This is a genomic window from Chryseobacterium sp. JM1, assembly GCF_000737715.1.
Lineage (GTDB): Bacteria > Bacteroidota > Bacteroidia > Flavobacteriales > Weeksellaceae > Chryseobacterium.
This window is the reverse complement of record NZ_JPRN01000020.1, coordinates 1-15,940: the sequence shown is the minus strand read 5'-3', so window position 1 is coordinate 15,940 and position 15,940 is coordinate 1. Positions and strand designations below refer to the sequence as shown.

Genomic DNA, 15,940 nt, shown 5'->3' with positions numbered 1-15,940 from the left:
AATGAAAGAATTCAATACCAACAGTTTAGTAAGAGAAAATATATTAAAATTACAGCCTTATATCAGCTTCCGAGATCACAATGAGTTCAATGCTCCGGTGTTGCTGGATGCCAATGAATGTCCGTTTGGGGAGTTCAACAGATACCCGGATTCGTCTCAGAAAAAGCTTAAAGCTAAATTAGCAGATCTTAAAGGTCTTTCACCGACGCAGATCGCCATAGGAAACGGAAGTGATGAACTGATTGATCTGATCATTAAAATCTTCTGCGAGCCTAAAAAAGATGCCATTCTGATGATGAATCCTTCTTTTGCGATGTACGGTTTCTATGCAACGGTGAATGAAAATGAAGTGGTTAAGCTTGATCTTGATGAAAATTTTGAAATTGTAAAAGATGATTTTCTAAAGATTACTCAGGAAAGGGAGATTAAAATTTTCTTCCTGTGTTCTCCGAATAACCCAACCGGAAACAGCGTAGAAGACATCGAGTTTTTCATCCAAAATTTTAATGGTATCGTGGTCATTGATGAAGCGTATATCGAATTTTCGGGTAACAGATCTGGGATTGAGTTGCTGGATCAATATCCTAATGTCATTGTGCTTCAGACTTTTTCAAAAGCATGGGGAACGGCCGGAGCAAGGGTAGGAACAGCTTACGCTTCCGAAGAGATCATCCGTTTTATCAATACGGTAAAAGCGCCTTATAACGTCAATTCTTTGAGTCAGGAGCTTATTTTGAGTATTCTGGATGATGAAAATAAGCTTAAAGAAAACGTGGAAAATGTCTTACAGGAAAGAGTATGGCTGGAAGAACAGTTTAAAACCGTTTCGTGCATTGAAAAAGTATTTCCGACAGACGCCAATTTCTTTCTGATCAAAATGAGAGACGGGAAAACAGTATATGAGAAAATGCTTGAAGAAGAAGTTTTGACCAGCCAGAGAGCACCTGCGATTCCGGATTGTATCAGAATCAACGTAGGAAACCGGGAAGAAAATGAAAAATTGATTAACGTTTTAAAAGAAATAGCATCATGAAAAAAGTACTGTTCATAGACCGTGACGGAACCCTGATCGTAGAGCCGCCGGAAGATTTTCAGGTAGATGCTCTGGAGAAGCTGGAATTTTATCCGGGAGTTTTTCAGAACCTTGCCAGAATTGTGAGAGAAATGGATTACGAACTGGTGATGGTGACTAATCAGGATGGCTTGGGAACTGAGAGTTTTCCTTTTGAAGATTTTATAAAACCTCACGAAAAAATGTTGAAAGCTTTCGAAAATGAAGGAATTATTTTCAGCGATATTCTGATTGACAAAAGTTTTGAACATGAAAATCTACCTACCAGAAAACCCGGAATCGGTATGCTTTCAAAATACATTTACGGGAATTATGATCTTGAAAATTCATATGTAATTGGTGATCGAAGTACGGACGTACAACTTGCTGTAAATTTGGGATCTAAATCTATTTATCTGAATGAAAACTTTAATGAAGAAGCAACGCTCAGTACAGACAGCTGGAACGGGATTTATTCTTTTTTAAAACAGGAATCCAGAAAGGCAAAAGTCTACAGAAAAACCAATGAGACGGAGATTGATATTGAAATCGATCTCAATGGAAAAGGAGTTTCTGAAATTTCAACCGGGCTTCATTTTTTTGATCATATGCTGGACCAAATAGCCAGACACGGAAATTTAGATATTAAAATTAAAGTGAACGGAGATCTTCAGGTCGATGAGCACCACACGATTGAAGATACAGGAATTGCTTTGGGAGAAGCCTTTTTAAAAGCGCTGGGAAACAAGAAAGGAATCGAGAGGTATGGTTTTCTGCTTCCGATGGACGATTGTCTGGCTCAGGCCGCTATAGATTTCGGAGGCAGACCTTGGCTGGTTTGGGACGTTGATTTCAAAAGAGAGAAAATTGGGGATGTGCCTACAGAAATGTTTGTTCACTTTTTCAAATCATTTACAGATTCTTCCCGGTCCAACCTGAATATCAAGGCAGAAGGCGGCAATGAGCACCACAAAATAGAAGCGATATTCAAAGCATTTGCAAAAGCTGTTAAAATGGCGGTGAATCAGTCTGATAGCAGTTATAATTTACCATCAACCAAAGGAAGTTTATAGATGATAGCATTAATAAAATACAACGGAGGAAATGTCAGTTCAGTCCAGAACGCACTGTCCCGGCTGAACATTGAATCGATAGTGACCGATGATCCTGAATTGATCCTGAAGGCAGATAAAGTCATTTTTCCGGGCGTAGGAGAAGCTTCTTCCACCATGAAGGTATTGAAAGAAAAAGGCCTTGATACGCTTATTCCTTCTTTGAAACAGCCTGTTCTCGGGATCTGTCTGGGGATGCAGTTGATGTGTGGCAATAATGAAGAAGGCAATGTAAGAGGAATGGGAATATTTGATGTTGATGTTAAAAGATTTCCACCGGAAGATCTGGTTCCCCACATGGGCTGGAACACGCTTTCAGATCTTAAAAGCCCTTTGTTTTCGGGAATTGAAGAAACTAATGATGTCTATTTTGTACACAGCTATTATTGTGGACTTGGAGACTCTACCGTTGCAGTATGCGATTATATTCTCCCGTTCAGTGCAGCGCTGCAGAAGGATAATTTTTTTGCGGTACAGTTTCATCCGGAGAAATCAGGAATGGCAGGCAGCAGCATATTAAATAACTTTATAAAACTGTAAATGATGAAAATTATTCCAGCTATTGATATTATCGACGGAAAATGTGTACGTCTTTCAAAAGGAGATTATTCGACCAAAAAAATATACAGCGAAGATCCGGTAGAAACGGCCAAAGAATTTGAAAGCTATGGAATTCAGTTTCTGCATCTTGTAGATCTTGACGGAGCCAGGTCCAAACACATTGTCAATCAGAAGGTATTGGAAAATATTGCCCGGGAAACATCGCTTCGCATTGATTTTGGCGGCGGATTAAAAACTTGGAATGATATAGAAACAGCTTTTAATTCGGGAGCGAAACAGATCACCCTTGGAAGTATTGCGGTACAGGATCGTGAATTCTGTTTTGAAATGATCCAAAAATACGGCAGTGAAAAGATTATTTTAGGCGCAGACTGTGAAAACCGAAAGATAAAAACGTCCGGATGGGAAGAGGAAAGTAATTTGGATATCATTGATTTTCTGTTGGATTACAAAGAAAAAGGAGTGGTTCAGACCATTTGTACAGATATTTCAAAAGATGGAATGATGGAAGGTCCTTCCACAGATCTATATCAGGAAATTCTGGAGAAAACAGCGATTAAACTTACAGCCAGCGGCGGTATTTCGTGCATCGAAGACGTCTACAAAATGAAAGAAATCGGATGCTCGGGAACGATTATCGGAAAAGCGATTTACGAGGGAAAAATAACATTACAACAACTTCAGGATTTTATTGAAAATGCTTAAAAAAAGAATTATTCCATGTCTCGACATTAAAGACGGAACAACGGTAAAAGGGGTCAATTTTGAAGGCTTACGCAATGCAGGAGATCCTATTGAGCTCGCAGTGAAATATGAGCAGGAAGGTGCTGATGAATTGGTTTTTCTGGATATTACGGCAACGGTGGAAGACCGGAAAACATTTGCCGGACTGGTGAAAGATATTGCAGCACAGCTGAGCATTCCGTTTACAGTAGGAGGAGGGATTTCTTCTATTGAAGATGTCAGAACGCTTCTGGAAGCTGGTGCAGACAAGATCAGCATCAATTCTTCTGCGGTTAAAAACCCAAAACTCATTGAAGAATTATCTAAAGAATTTGGAAGCCAGTGTATCGTTGTAGCTATTGACACGAGACTTACCAATGGATCAGATCTGGTGTATGTCAGAGGAGGAAAACTGGCCACAAGTTTAAACACTGTAGAGTGGGCGAAAGAAGCGGTATCTTTAGGAGCCGGTGAAATTCTTTTGACCTCAATGGATGGCGATGGAACAAAAAATGGTTTCGATATTCGCATCACAAAGCTGGTTTCCGAGGCGGTCAGTATTCCTGTAATTGCTTCCGGAGGAGCTGGAAATGCAGATGACTTTGTTAAAGTATTTAATGAAACAAAAGCTACAGGTGCATTGGCAGCCAGTATTTTCCACTTTAATGAAGTACCTGTTCAAGAATTAAAAAAACAATTAAAAATTCAAAAAATTCCTGTACGATGAAAATAGATTTTAATAAAGATAACGGCCTGGTTCCGGTGATCATTCAGGACAGCAGAACCCAACAGGTATTGATGCTGGGCTATATGAATGAAGAGGCTTTTGAAAAAACAGAAAAGGAAGGCATTGTTACTTTTTTTAGCCGCTCCAAAAATCGACTTTGGACAAAGGGTGAAGAATCTGGAAATTTCCTTACGGTAAAAAGTATAAGTATAGATTGTGATCAGGATACGATACTCATTCAGGCGGTTCCGAAGAATACGGTTTGTCACACCGGAAGCTTCAGTTGTTTCGGAGAAAAAGAATCGAAAGGGTTTCTGTATGAACTTGAAGCTAAAATAAGTGACAGAATAGACCGTAAGGCTGAAGATTCGTACACGTATTCGCTGTTTCAAAGAGGAATCAACAAGATGGCTCAGAAAGTAGGAGAAGAGGCGGTAGAACTCGTTATTGAAGCTAAAGACAATAATGATGATCTTTTTAAAAACGAAGCCGCAGATTTGATGTATCACTTTCTGATTCTCCTTAAAGCAAAAGGGTTTTCTATGGAGGATATTGAGGAGATTCTTCAGAGTAGGGATAAATAAATTGAGAAGATTATATGAAAAAAGCAGGAAGAAATCCTTCCTGCTATATAATTAGGCTGAGCCGTATTAAATTAATGATAAAGTCTTATGCCTTCATGCTTCAATAACTTCCTTCTTCCGGCTCCCAGCTTCCTTCCTTTTTTATCTTTCAATCAAAATTTTTCTCACAGCTGTCTGACCATCAGCTTTTATCACACCGATGTATGCTCCGGCAGTCAGTCCTGAAATATTGACTGTTGTTTCATTGTTCTTTTTTAAAAGGACTTTTCCAGACAGTTCAGTAATTTCAAAGCTGAAATCTTTACTGATTGTACGGGGAAGTTCAATATTAATGATGTCTTTAGAAGGATTAGGATAAATGGAAACCTCTTCAAGAGAATTGTTGGAAGCGGTCTCTTTGGTGCTCATAACAAGCGAGCTCGAGGATGTGGCAACGGCAAAATGCTGCAGCGCTCCAACGGTTGCTTTTCCTATTTTGAAAATATAAACAGGATCTGTATTAGCAAATGTATCATTGGAGGTATGAGGATAAGTACTTCTTATTCTTTCAAAAAAGCCGGTAATGATTTCGCCCTTTCTTTCAAAAGGAATGTAATCCGTGTCTTCTGCAGGGTCTACAGCCGTTTGAAGAGGAGAGTATAGCGTGGTACAGTTTCTAAGCTGCTGGGTTACTGCCGCCGCCGCTGCATTATTACTGGTAGGTCCGGCCTGATCCTGGTCGCAATATACTGTATTGTTATTGTTGCCCATAACACCGCCTACCTGGTCAAGATTGAATACCAGTTTGATATCCAATACACGTACACCGTTCTGGTACGCTACATTGTTCACGTAATGGGTACTGCCTCTCAATCCCTGTTCCTCTCCGGAGAAATGGATGAATTTGATAGAATATTCAGTTGGAATATTTCTTAAGATCCTTGCCGCTTCTAAGATAATAGAAGTTCCGCTGCCGTTGTCATTGACGCCAGGACCGTTGATACTGTCAAAATGCCCGCAAATAATGACGTATTTGTTTGGGTAAAGCGTTCCCGTTTTGGTAATCACAAGATTCTTTGAACTCGTACTTCCGAAAGTAAAAGGATCTTCCACGAGTTGGCTGGCAGAATATCCGAAAGCAGTGTATTTGTTTTTCAGCCAGGTTAATGCGTTGGCATTATTAGTGGAACCCGTGGTTTTGATCCCTAAGTTCGCAAACTGTTGTAAGTTCGTAGTAATATTCGTCTGTGAAACCAGATTGGCCCTGTCCTGATAAGCCTGAATAAAGCTCTGAGCCTTGCCGCCGAATGTTGCTAAACAAACCGACAGGATAGTAATTGTTTTTTTCATATCAAATAATTTATGGTGTGGTGATTGGTGATGAATGTGCATACTAAAAAGTCCCGATAAAAAACCAGGACTTATAAGTTGTAGTTATTTTTCAATAATAATTTTTCTGGTAACGCTGGAACCTTCTGCATTCACTGTACACAAATAAATTCCTTTCGCTAAACGTGAAATATTAAGCTGAGCCTGGTTTTCTTCTTTCAGAAAAGACTGTCCCGACAGATCACTAATTTCAACCGTGAAGTTTTTTGTGTTTGAATCAGGCAGCTCAACCGTTAAAATATCTTTAGCTGGATTGGGATAAATTTTTACAGCTTCTAATGACTTTACCAGTTTTTCTTTAGCTATCGGAGCTGGTGCAGCAGTAGATGCCGTTGCAAAATGCTGCATAGCGCCCACAGCCGCTTTTCCAACTTTAAATACATATACCGGATCTACGTTGGCAAATGTATCATTGACCGTGTGTTCATTATAACTTCTGGTGTATTCATAAAAACCTGTGATCACATATCCTTTCTGTTCAAAAGGCATATAATCTGAGGAATAGGCATTGGAAATACTGGTTTGAAGAGGAGAGTATAGGGTAGTACACGTTGCCAGTTGCTGCGTGATCGTATTGGAAGCCGCGTTGTTTCCTGACTGTCCTCCGGTATCTTTTTCACAGATGATTTTATTATTCACGTTGCCAATCTTGCCACCTACCTGATCAAGATTGAATACCACCTTGATATCTAGCTTTTTCACGCCGTTTTGGTACGCGATGTTATTGGCGTAATGGGAACTTCCATATAAGCCCTGTTCTTCTCCGGAGAAATGAATAAACTTGATAGAATATTCCGTAGGTACATCTTTTAGAATTCTCGCCACCTCCAGGATAACCGAAGTTCCGCTGCCGTTGTCACTGGTTCCCGGACCTGTGATGGTATCATAATGCCCACAAATAATGACATATTTATCCGGATAAAGTGTTCCCGTCTTGGTAATGACCAGATTCTTCGAGCTTGTGCTTCCAAATGTAAAAGGGTTTTCCACAATCTGGCTGGCAGAATATCCGAAAGACGTATACTTGTTTTTGATCCAGATCAGGGTATTGGCATTATTCACAGATCCTGTGGTTTTGATCCCTAAATTGGAGAATTCCTGAAGATTGGTGGTGATATTGGTTTGGGAAACCTGATCAGCCCTGTTTTTGTAAGTCTGAATCAGGGTTTGGGCACCGAGGCTCCCCACCGCTAATGCAGTACATAAAAATGGTGTTAGTTTTTTCATATTAAATTATATTTTGGATTTGGTGTGGTTTTCTTTATTTTTCAATAATGATCTTTCTGGATACGCTGCTCTGATCAGATTTTACAGTCACGATATACGTTCCGTTGGTGAGCCCGGAGGTATTCAGTTTCTTTTCGTTTTCTGTATTTAAAATCAATCGTCCGTTCATATCGCTGATTTCTACCTTAAAGTCTTTGTGATTCTTGGGAAGTTCAATGTGAAGTACATCGTGTGCCGGATTAGGGTAGATTTTGACAGATTCCAATGAATTTTCAATCTGAACATCATCTGTATTCAAAGTTGTAGCAGAAGCCACTGCAAAGTGTTGCAATGCTCCCAGAGCAGCTTTCCCTGCATTGAAAACATATACGGGATCTACATTGGCAAAAGTATCGTTGGGAGTGTGCTCGTTATTACTTCTTGTCGTTTCATAAAAGCCGGTAATAATGTCTCCCTTATTTTCAAATGGCATATAATCTGAATTGTATGCATAGGACATCGTAGGCTGAAGCGGGGAGTATAGAGTGGTGCAGTTAGCCAGCTGCTGGGTCATGGCTAATGAAGCTGCATTGTTTGCTGACTGGCCGTTCTGATCGCTTTCACAGTTGATATTCGTATTTGCATTCCCTATTTTTCCGCCTACCTGATCGATGTTGAAAACAACTTTAAGAGTGAGCTGGCGTGCATTATTCTGAAAAACAACATTGTTTACATAGTGAGAACTTCCCAGGTAGCCCTGTTCCTCTCCGGAAAAGTGAATAAACTTGATGGAATATTCAGTAGGTACATCTTTTAGAATCCTTGCCGCTTCCAGCAAAATAGAGGTTCCGCTGCCATTGTCACTTACTCCGGGACCATTTACCGTATCGTAATGACCACAAATAATCACATAGGTATTTGGGTAGACAGTTCCTGTTTTGGTGATGATTAAATTTTTGGAAGTATTACCGTTATAGGTGAAACTGTCTTCGGTGATCTGGCTCGCGCTGTATCCATAGGTTTGATATTTTGCTTTAAGCCAGTTCAGTGCATTGGTGTTCTGAGTGGAACCTGTAGTTTTGATACCCAGATCTCCAAATCCCTGAAGGTTGGATGTAATATTGGCTTGAGATACTTTATCAACCCTGGTTTGATAAGCCTGTATAAAATTCTGGCCCTGAAGGCTATAAGCTGATAAAGAAAGGAGTAAAACAGTCGTTATTTTTTTCACTTTTCACTAAAGTTTTAAAGATTTAATAATTCAACAAATGTAGATAATAAAAACCAATTTTATTTTATGCAAAAAGGAAAATTCACTTATATGACTTTATTTTTTTCGATTGATTTAAAGTAATGAAATTTAATCTATTATATATGATTTTTAGTGAAAAATAATAATTAGCATTACTGAAAACAAAAAAAATCCCGAGCAAAGCCCGGGATTATATTGATAACAAAAAATTCTACATTATTTTACTTGATCTACAACTGCTTTGAAAGCTTCAGGGTGATTCATTGCTAAATCAGCTAAAACTTTTCTGTTAAGCTCAACGTTGTTCTTTTTAAGAGCTCCCATAAATTGAGAGTAAGACATTCCATGTTCTCTGGCACCCGCGTTGATACGAGTAATCCAAAGTGATCTGAAGTTTCTCTTTTTCTCTTTTCTTCCACGGTAAGCATATTGCATTGCTTTTTCTACCGCGTTTTTAGCTACAGTCCAAACGTTCTTTCTTCTACCGAAAAAACCTTTAGCTTGCTTAATAATTTTCTTTCTGCGAGCTCTTGAAGCTACTGCATTTACTGATCTTGGCATAATTTAAATTGTTTTTTTGAAATGTGCGGCAATTGTTTCATTACTCTTAGTGGCTCCATTTCAGGGTTAAATTGTTGAATTTGTTTTGAATTCTTATAAACCGAATATAGATTTATAAAAACTACTTAATTGCTAATTGACGTAGAACGCTTTTTGTATCCACAGCGGAAACATAAGAAGTCTGCGTAAGATTTCTCTTCTGCTTAGTTTCTTTCTTAGTTAAGATGTGGCTTTTGAAAGCATTTTTTCTTTTAATCTTCCCAGTTCCGGTAAGTTTAAAACGCTTTTTAGCACCTGATTTCGTTTTTAATTTTGGCATTGTTCTGCTTTTTTATTGTTTTGTTATCAATATCTTGTCCTTGATTCCTTTGTAATACTCAGGAATTACAGTTGGCAAAGATACAAAAAAAATTAATCCAAACTTTCATTATCTGTGATTTTATCATAGATATGAAAAAGCCGCCTCTGGTAAGAAACGGCTGTGAGTGAAAAATTAGGTTTTATAAGAAGTCTTCAACGATGATGTCGTTTCTTTCTTCATTATTTCCACCTAAAATAACTTTAATTCTGAATCCTGATTCAATTGCTGCTCCTGTTCTTGAATAGAGCTGAAGCTTCACATGCGGATTAGCAACATGATAATTAACTGCCGTATTGGAGCTCCAAAGAGGATTTCCGTCCCTGTAAATAACCATATTTCCATCGTTTTGTACAATAAGCCTTGGAGTACCTGAGCTTCTGTATGTATTTGAATGCCAGATGACAGTATTAAGCCCTGGTCTTTCTCTGTATAATACCAGATTATTATCCGTCTGCATAATGAATCGGTAAGTACTGCCGTTATATTCCATGCTGATGGATTGTCCCGCTTCTAATACCTGAGGATGATTGGTGCTTTCCTTTAAAAGCTTATAACGGTTGAGATCCAGAATACCACGGGATGTATTGCTTTTATCAAGAGTAGTATGCTTTTCAGCTTGTGCGTTCATATTCGTGCTATCAAGAACATCATCCTGAGCACAAGATGCAAGAAGCACCGGAAGACTTAATAAAGTCAGTAATTTAATTTTCATTAGTATAATTTAACACTACAAATATAGAAAATGGAATGTTAAATCACAAATATGAGATTAAATAAATTGTATTAAACTATTTATTAATGGTAGTTGTAGATTTTATTTAAGACACTTTTAAGTGTAATTAAATAAAAAGCCGCCATTGTTTTAAATGGCGGTTTCAAAATTTTATAGTACAAATTTATTATGATTGAAAAAATGATAATAAATCTTTATTGATTGTTTCTGCTTCTGTCGTTGGCATTCCGTGTGGAAATCCGGGATAAGAAATTAATTTACCGTTTTTAAGAAGGGTAACGGCCACTTTGCCGGTAGTTTCAAAAGGAACGATTTGGTCATCTTCACCGTGCAATACCAAAACAGGAACTTCGGTATTTTTAAGATCTTCTGTAAAATCGGTTTCAGAAAAGGCTTTAACACAGTCATAATGAGCTTTGATAGATCCCATCATTCCCTGTCTCCACCAGTTTCTCTGGATGCCTTCGGAAACTTTAGCGCCTTCTCTGTTGTATCCGTAAAAAGGGAAGGTGATATCGATATAGAATTGTTGTCTGTGATTAGCAGTATTGTTACGGATATCGTCAAAAACTGCAATAGGGACACCATTTGGGTTGTTTTCGTTTTGAACCATAATTGGAGTTACGGCACTTATTAAAACAGCTTTTGCCACTCTTCCTTTTCCGTGTTGTGCTACATATCGGATCACTTCACCACCTCCTGTAGAATGTCCTACGTGGATCACATCGGTAAGGTTTAATGCGGTTACAATTTCGTCAACATCCGATGCATAAGTATCCATATTGTGTCCTTCAGGAGTCTGTTCAGATCTTCCGTGACCTCTTCTGTCATGGGCAATCACTCTGTATCCTTTTTCTAAAAAGAATAACATCTGCGTGTCCCAGTCATCACTGGATAATGGCCATCCGTGGTGGAAAAATACAGGTTGTCCTTTTCCCCAGTCTTTGTAATAGATTTCCGTTCCGTCTTTTAATGTAAGTGTGCTCATTGTTTTCCTGTTTAAGTTATTAATAGTATAATAAATAATGTTGTTCGTTAATTACTATGCAAATGTATACTTATATCCTTCACTGGATATTGATATAGGATAATATTTAATGATAATTTAAAATTCTGAACTTAGTTTTTACGGGAAGCTGAACGCTTTCAAAATGCTTTGGTTTTTTATCAAACCTTCGCAAATGAGAATCAGGTATTCAGCAGGCTGTATTCTTTATGTATCATTTTTTATTCCAAAAAGAATTTGTTGCTGATTTTTATTGGTGAATGAAATGTTGCTTAGTTAAATCAATGCAAATGATCTATGCGTGAACTTCTAAAAATAGTTTACATCAAAGGCCCAAATTTTGCGATTTTTTAACCGTGTGTCAAGGTTCAAAACCTTGACACACGGTTAAGGACCTGAATAAATTGATACAATTGATCTACTCTTTGCATCCTTCAAAATATTCACTGTCAAGATAAGACTTTGCATTAAATAAGCCCGCTCTTTTATCATTAAAGGAAAGTGGGAATCTATAAAAAATAAAAAACCTCAAATCTCTTTGAGGTTTTATATATAGGAAACAGATAGTACATCTGTTAAAACTATTTAGCTGGTTTTTTAGGACTCATCATCATGATCATTCTCTTTCCTTCAAGCTTAGGCAGCTGATCTACTTTTCCAACGTGCTCCAGTTCCTGAGCAAGTTTTAGAAGCAAAATTTCTCCCTGGTCTTTAAAGATAATTGAACGTCCCTTAAAAAATACGTAGGTTTTCAATTTTGACCCTTCTTCAAGGAATTTCTCAGCATGTTTCTTCTTAAATTCATAATCATGATCATCTGTCTGAGGTCCGAAACGGATCTCCTTGACAACCACTTTTATTTGCTTAGCTTTTAGTTCCTTCTGCTTTTTCTTTTGCTCGTATAAAAACTTTTTATAGTCTAATATCCTTGCAATGAAAGGTTCAGCCTTATCCGAAATTACTACTAAATCCAATTCTTGTTCCGTAGCAAGTTGTCTTGCTTTGTCGATTGGAAAAATTCCCGGCTCTACGTTATCGCCCACTAAACGAAGCTCTCTCACACGAATTTTATCGTTGATCAAGTGTAAGTCCTCCTGTACAGGACGTCTCTGTGGGCCCCTGTTGTTAAATCTTTGTGCTATTGTATTATAATTTTATTGGTTAATTACTTATCTATCTTTCTAAATTTAAAGATTAAAAAATTCAAATCATTTAAAGATTAATCTAAACTCAATAATCTTTAAATTTTTTAAATTCTTAAATCTTTTAATAATTTAAATTTTATATCGCTGCTTCTTTTTTAAAGTAAGCTACAAAATCTTCCATATTCATGGTTCCAAGGTCACCTTCGCCACGTCTTCTTACAGAAATTGTGCCTTCCTTTTCTTCATTTTCACCTACAACCAGCATGAATGGGATCTTCTTCAATTCCGCATCACGGATTTTTTTTCCTGTTTTCTCATTTCTGTCGTCAATCAGACCGCTAATATCGTGATTTTCCAAAAATTGTGAAACTTTTTTTGCATAATCTACGTACTTTTCACTGATTGGTAGAATAGTGAACTGATCCGGGCTTAGCCATAACGGGAAATCACCGGCCGTATTCTCAAGCAGGATCGCGATAAAACGCTCCATAGAACCGAATGGCGCTCTGTGGATCATCACCGGTCTGTGCTTCTCATTATCGCTTCCGATATAGTGAAGATCAAATCTTTCCGGTAAGTTGTAATCTACCTGGATTGTTCCCAGCTGCCATTTTCTTCCCAAAGCATCTTTTACCATGAAATCCAGTTTCGGACCGTAGAATGCAGCTTCGCCATATTCCACGATAGTCTTCAATCCTTTTTTCTCTGCCGCATTGATGATGGCGTTTTCGGCTTTCTCCCAATTTTCATCAGAACCGATATATTTTTCTCTGTTATCAGGATCTCTCAATGAAACCTGAGTCACAAAATCTTCAAAACCTAATGATTTGAACACATAAAGCGTTAAATCAATTACTTTTTCAAATTCCTCTGAAAGCTGATCCGGAGTACAGAAAAGGTGAGCATCATCCTGAGTAAATCCACGAACTCTTGTCAATCCGTGAAGCTCTCCACTTTGCTCATATCTGTAAACCGTACCGAATTCTGCATATCTCTTCGGAAGATCTCTGTAGCTCCATTGTGAAGTTTTGTAGATCTCACAGTGGTGAGGGCAGTTCATTGGCTTCAGCATGAATTCTTCTCCTTCATTTGGAGTTTTAATCGGCTGGAAGCTGTCTGCACCGTATTTATCCCAGTGTCCTGAAGTTACATACAGTTCTTTTGACCCGATATGCGGAGACATTACAAATTCGTAACCTCCTTTTTTCTGAGCATCAGAAAGGAAATTCTCTAATTTTCTTCTTAAAGCAGTCCCTTTTGGCAACCATAAGGGAAGACCAGCACCTACCTTTTCAGAGAAAGCAAAAATTCCAAGTTCTTTACCCAGTTTTCTGTGGTCTCTTCTTTTAGCTTCTTCCAGTCTTTCAAGATATTCAGTAAGTTCTTTCTGTTTAGGGAAAGAAATACCGTAAACTCTTGTCAGCTGAGGATTTTTTTCATTTCCTCTCCAGTAAGCTCCGGCTGCATTTAGAATCTTAACCGCTTTCACGATTCCTGTGTTAGGAATATGACCTCCACGACATAAATCGGTGAAGTTATCGTGAGTTACGAAAGTGATTTCTCCATCATTAAGATTTGAGATAAGCTCTACTTTGTAAGGGTTATCTGCATATGTTTTTAATGCTTCTTCTTTAGAAACAGGGTATAGAGCGAATGTTGAACCTTTCTTGGCATTTTCCAGAACTTTCTTTTCAATCTTCTCGAAATCCTTTTCCGATAAATTCTCGTCCCCGAAATCTACATCATAATAGAATCCACTATCAATAGCAGGTCCGATCGTCAGCTTAGCATTAGGATAAAATTCAAGGATAGCCTGCGCCAGCAAGTGGGCAGAAGAGTGCCAGAAGGCTTTCTTTCCAAGATCATCATTCCATGTTAACAATTGTACCGTTGAATCCGTGGTTATAGGTGTGGTCGTTTCTACTTGTTTGCCGTTTACAACTGCGGAAATGGTATTTCTAGCCAATCCCTCACTGATAGATTTTGCCACATCTAAAGGAGTAACTTCTCCTTCGAATTCTTTGACACTATTGTCTGGAAGTGTAATTTTTATCATTGTTTACTAAGAAATTTTAAGTTGCAAAAATACGCATTTTTTAAATAATATGCTATTTTTAAAGTATATTTGAAATAAGAATTACGGTTGAATCTCCAAATTTCGATTCATGATTTTAAATGTATTCCTTCCCAATTTAAATTTTTCATAAAAAAAGACCCCTGCAATTTTTAATATTTTGCAACAATAAGGCTTTGGAAATGAGATTGATTCGATTTAAAATCCTATATGAATTTGAGAGAAAGAAATGATAAAATGTACGATGATATGAGAAACTTTAATATTGATCTGCACTGCGATCTGTTATGCCATTTATTAAGCCCGGGCGCTACAATTGATGATAAAGAGCTGGGATGTTCGCTTCCTTATTTGAAAGAAGGCCATGTAAAACTCCAGGTGATGGCTATTTATTCAGCAACCGGAGCCGGTAGTACGGCTTTTGGAGCGAGGCAGGCTGAACTCTTTTCTGATCTGTTGAAAAATGAAAATTTCTTCCTGTTTGAAGGCGAAAACTATAAAAATCCTGAGAATGAAAACAGGGTGGGAGTGATCGCTTCTATTGAAAATGCTTCGGGGTTTTGTGGAGAAGATGATTCCCTGGATTTCGGGTTTAAAAATCTGGATGCGATGATTGAAAAAACACAGAAAATTGTTTATCTTGGAATTACCCATCACACCGAAAACCGTTTTGGAGGCGGCAACAATTCGGATGCCGGATTAAAAGAAGATGGAAAAGTCCTGATCGATTATATTTCAGACAAGAGAATTCCTATTGATCTTGCACATACAAGTGATCAGTTGGCTTATGGCATTCTTAATTATATAGACCAGAAAAATTACAATATTCCTATTCTGGCCAGTCATTCCAATTACCGTGTGGTTCATGACAAAAACAGAAACCTTCCTGATGAACTGGCGAAAGAAGTGATCAAAAGAAAAGGACTGATTGGCCTGAATTTCATCCGAAACTGTGTAGATGAAACCAATCCTGAGGTATTGTATGAACACGTTCAGTACGGACTGGATCTGGGAGGAGAAGATGCCATTGCCTACGGTGCCGATTTTTTCTTTTGTAAAAACCATCCTGATAAGTCCCGTTTCCCGATTTTCTTTGAAGGATATGATGATGCTTCAGTTTTGAATTCAATCAACGCGAGAATTGAAAGAGACTTCTCCACAGAATTGATGGAAAAGATCAGCTATAAAAATGCTTTGAATTTTATTGAAAGGATATAGAATATAAGGAAATGGTGGCTTCAAGTTCCTCAGCCACCATTATGCTGTATTTCAAATGAATATTTCAAGGAATAACTGGTATTCCAATTGGTGGCTGATTTCTATGACGTTACCAAATTATTTATATAATTTTTTTCATAGGGCTTTTGTTTATTGATAACGGCAAAAGCCCTATGGATAATTTTATTTCTCACATTATTCAGTACCAGCATTTTATTTTTTCCCTCAGCTACCTTTCTTAAATAATATTCTCTAAGA

The 15,940-nt window shown here is 37.8% G+C and carries 16 protein-coding genes; 7 read left to right on the top strand and 9 right to left on the bottom strand.

The window, feature by feature from the left end; genetic code table 11:
* Window position 1 precedes the first annotated feature (1 nt).
* Genes hisC through hisIE form a run of 6 tightly spaced genes read left to right on the top strand, consistent with a single transcriptional unit; the run spans window position 2 to window position 4,758 of the window.
* A complete protein-coding gene (gene hisC, locus IW22_RS21750) occupies window positions 2-1,033 on the top strand; it encodes a histidinol-phosphate transaminase (protein WP_034731245.1) in 1,032 nt (343 codons plus the stop codon).
* Window positions 1,030-2,124 carry a bifunctional histidinol-phosphatase/imidazoleglycerol-phosphate dehydratase HisB gene (gene hisB / locus IW22_RS21745; protein ID WP_034731243.1) on the top strand — a complete coding sequence of 365 codons (1,095 nt, stop codon included), beginning with the start codon at window positions 1,030-1,032 and terminating at the stop codon, window positions 2,122-2,124. The genes hisC and hisB overlap by 4 nt, the downstream gene beginning before the upstream one ends.
* Window positions 2,125-2,703, top strand: a complete 579-nt coding sequence (hisH, locus tag IW22_RS21740; RefSeq protein WP_034731240.1) for an imidazole glycerol phosphate synthase subunit HisH — start codon at window positions 2,125-2,127, stop codon at window positions 2,701-2,703. It abuts the gene before it with no gap.
* 3 nt (window positions 2,704-2,706) lie between these two features.
* Window positions 2,707-3,429: a 1-(5-phosphoribosyl)-5-[(5-phosphoribosylamino)methylideneamino]imidazole-4-carboxamide isomerase gene (gene hisA / locus IW22_RS21735; RefSeq protein WP_034731319.1), complete on the top strand. Its 723-nt coding sequence runs from the start codon at window positions 2,707-2,709 to the stop codon at window positions 3,427-3,429.
* Window positions 3,422-4,174, top strand: a complete 753-nt coding sequence (hisF, locus tag IW22_RS21730; protein ID WP_034731234.1) for an imidazole glycerol phosphate synthase subunit HisF — start codon at window positions 3,422-3,424, stop codon at window positions 4,172-4,174. Before hisA ends, hisF begins: the two co-directional genes overlap by 8 nt.
* Window positions 4,171-4,758 (top strand): bifunctional phosphoribosyl-AMP cyclohydrolase/phosphoribosyl-ATP diphosphatase HisIE, encoded by a 588-nt coding sequence (gene hisIE, locus IW22_RS21725; RefSeq protein WP_034731231.1) that lies wholly within the window; start codon window positions 4,171-4,173, stop codon window positions 4,756-4,758. The genes hisF and hisIE overlap by 4 nt, the downstream gene beginning before the upstream one ends.
* Before the next feature lie 141 nt (window positions 4,759-4,899).
* Here the strand turns inward: hisIE and IW22_RS21720 are convergent, their stop codons facing one another.
* From IW22_RS21720 to thrS, 9 genes are all read right to left on the bottom strand, one after another.
* On the bottom strand, window positions 4,900-6,087 hold the full coding sequence (locus IW22_RS21720; RefSeq protein WP_034731227.1) for a M28 family peptidase: 1,188 nt from the start codon (window positions 6,085-6,087) through the stop codon (window positions 4,900-4,902).
* Window positions 6,088-6,171: 84 nt separating this feature from the next.
* Window positions 6,172-7,353, bottom strand: coding sequence for a M28 family peptidase (locus IW22_RS21715; protein ID WP_034731224.1), 1,182 nt, complete (start codon window positions 7,351-7,353; stop codon window positions 6,172-6,174).
* Window positions 7,354-7,387: 34 nt separating this feature from the next.
* Complete coding sequence (locus IW22_RS21710) at window positions 7,388-8,563, bottom strand: M28 family peptidase (RefSeq protein ID WP_034731221.1); 1,176 nt, start codon at window positions 8,561-8,563, stop codon at window positions 7,388-7,390.
* A gap of 237 nt (window positions 8,564-8,800) precedes the next feature.
* Complete coding sequence (gene rplT / locus IW22_RS21705; protein WP_034705993.1) at window positions 8,801-9,145, bottom strand: 50S ribosomal protein L20; 345 nt, start codon at window positions 9,143-9,145, stop codon at window positions 8,801-8,803.
* Window positions 9,146-9,266: 121 nt separating this feature from the next.
* Complete coding sequence (gene rpmI / locus IW22_RS21700) at window positions 9,267-9,464, bottom strand: 50S ribosomal protein L35 (RefSeq protein ID WP_034705991.1); 198 nt, start codon at window positions 9,462-9,464, stop codon at window positions 9,267-9,269.
* A gap of 181 nt (window positions 9,465-9,645) precedes the next feature.
* The gene (locus tag IW22_RS21695; RefSeq protein ID WP_034731218.1) at window positions 9,646-10,218 is read right to left on the bottom strand and encodes a hypothetical protein; all 573 of its coding nucleotides are present in this window, start codon (window positions 10,216-10,218) and stop codon (window positions 9,646-9,648) included.
* Window positions 10,219-10,405: 187 nt separating this feature from the next.
* A complete protein-coding gene (locus IW22_RS21690; RefSeq protein ID WP_034731215.1) occupies window positions 10,406-11,227 on the bottom strand; it encodes an alpha/beta fold hydrolase in 822 nt (273 codons plus the stop codon).
* Between the two features lie 599 nt (window positions 11,228-11,826).
* A complete protein-coding gene (gene infC / locus IW22_RS21685; RefSeq protein ID WP_175548907.1) occupies window positions 11,827-12,327 on the bottom strand; it encodes a translation initiation factor IF-3 in 501 nt (166 codons plus the stop codon).
* A 199-nt stretch (window positions 12,328-12,526) separates the two neighbouring features.
* Window positions 12,527-14,446: a threonine--tRNA ligase gene (gene thrS, locus IW22_RS21680; RefSeq protein ID WP_034731213.1), complete on the bottom strand. Its 1,920-nt coding sequence runs from the start codon at window positions 14,444-14,446 to the stop codon at window positions 12,527-12,529.
* A 228-nt stretch (window positions 14,447-14,674) separates the two neighbouring features.
* Between thrS and IW22_RS21675 the strand changes: the two genes are divergently transcribed.
* Complete coding sequence (locus tag IW22_RS21675) at window positions 14,675-15,682, top strand: dipeptidase (RefSeq protein ID WP_228384087.1); 1,008 nt, start codon at window positions 14,675-14,677, stop codon at window positions 15,680-15,682.
* Window positions 15,683-15,940: the final 258 nt, after the last annotated feature.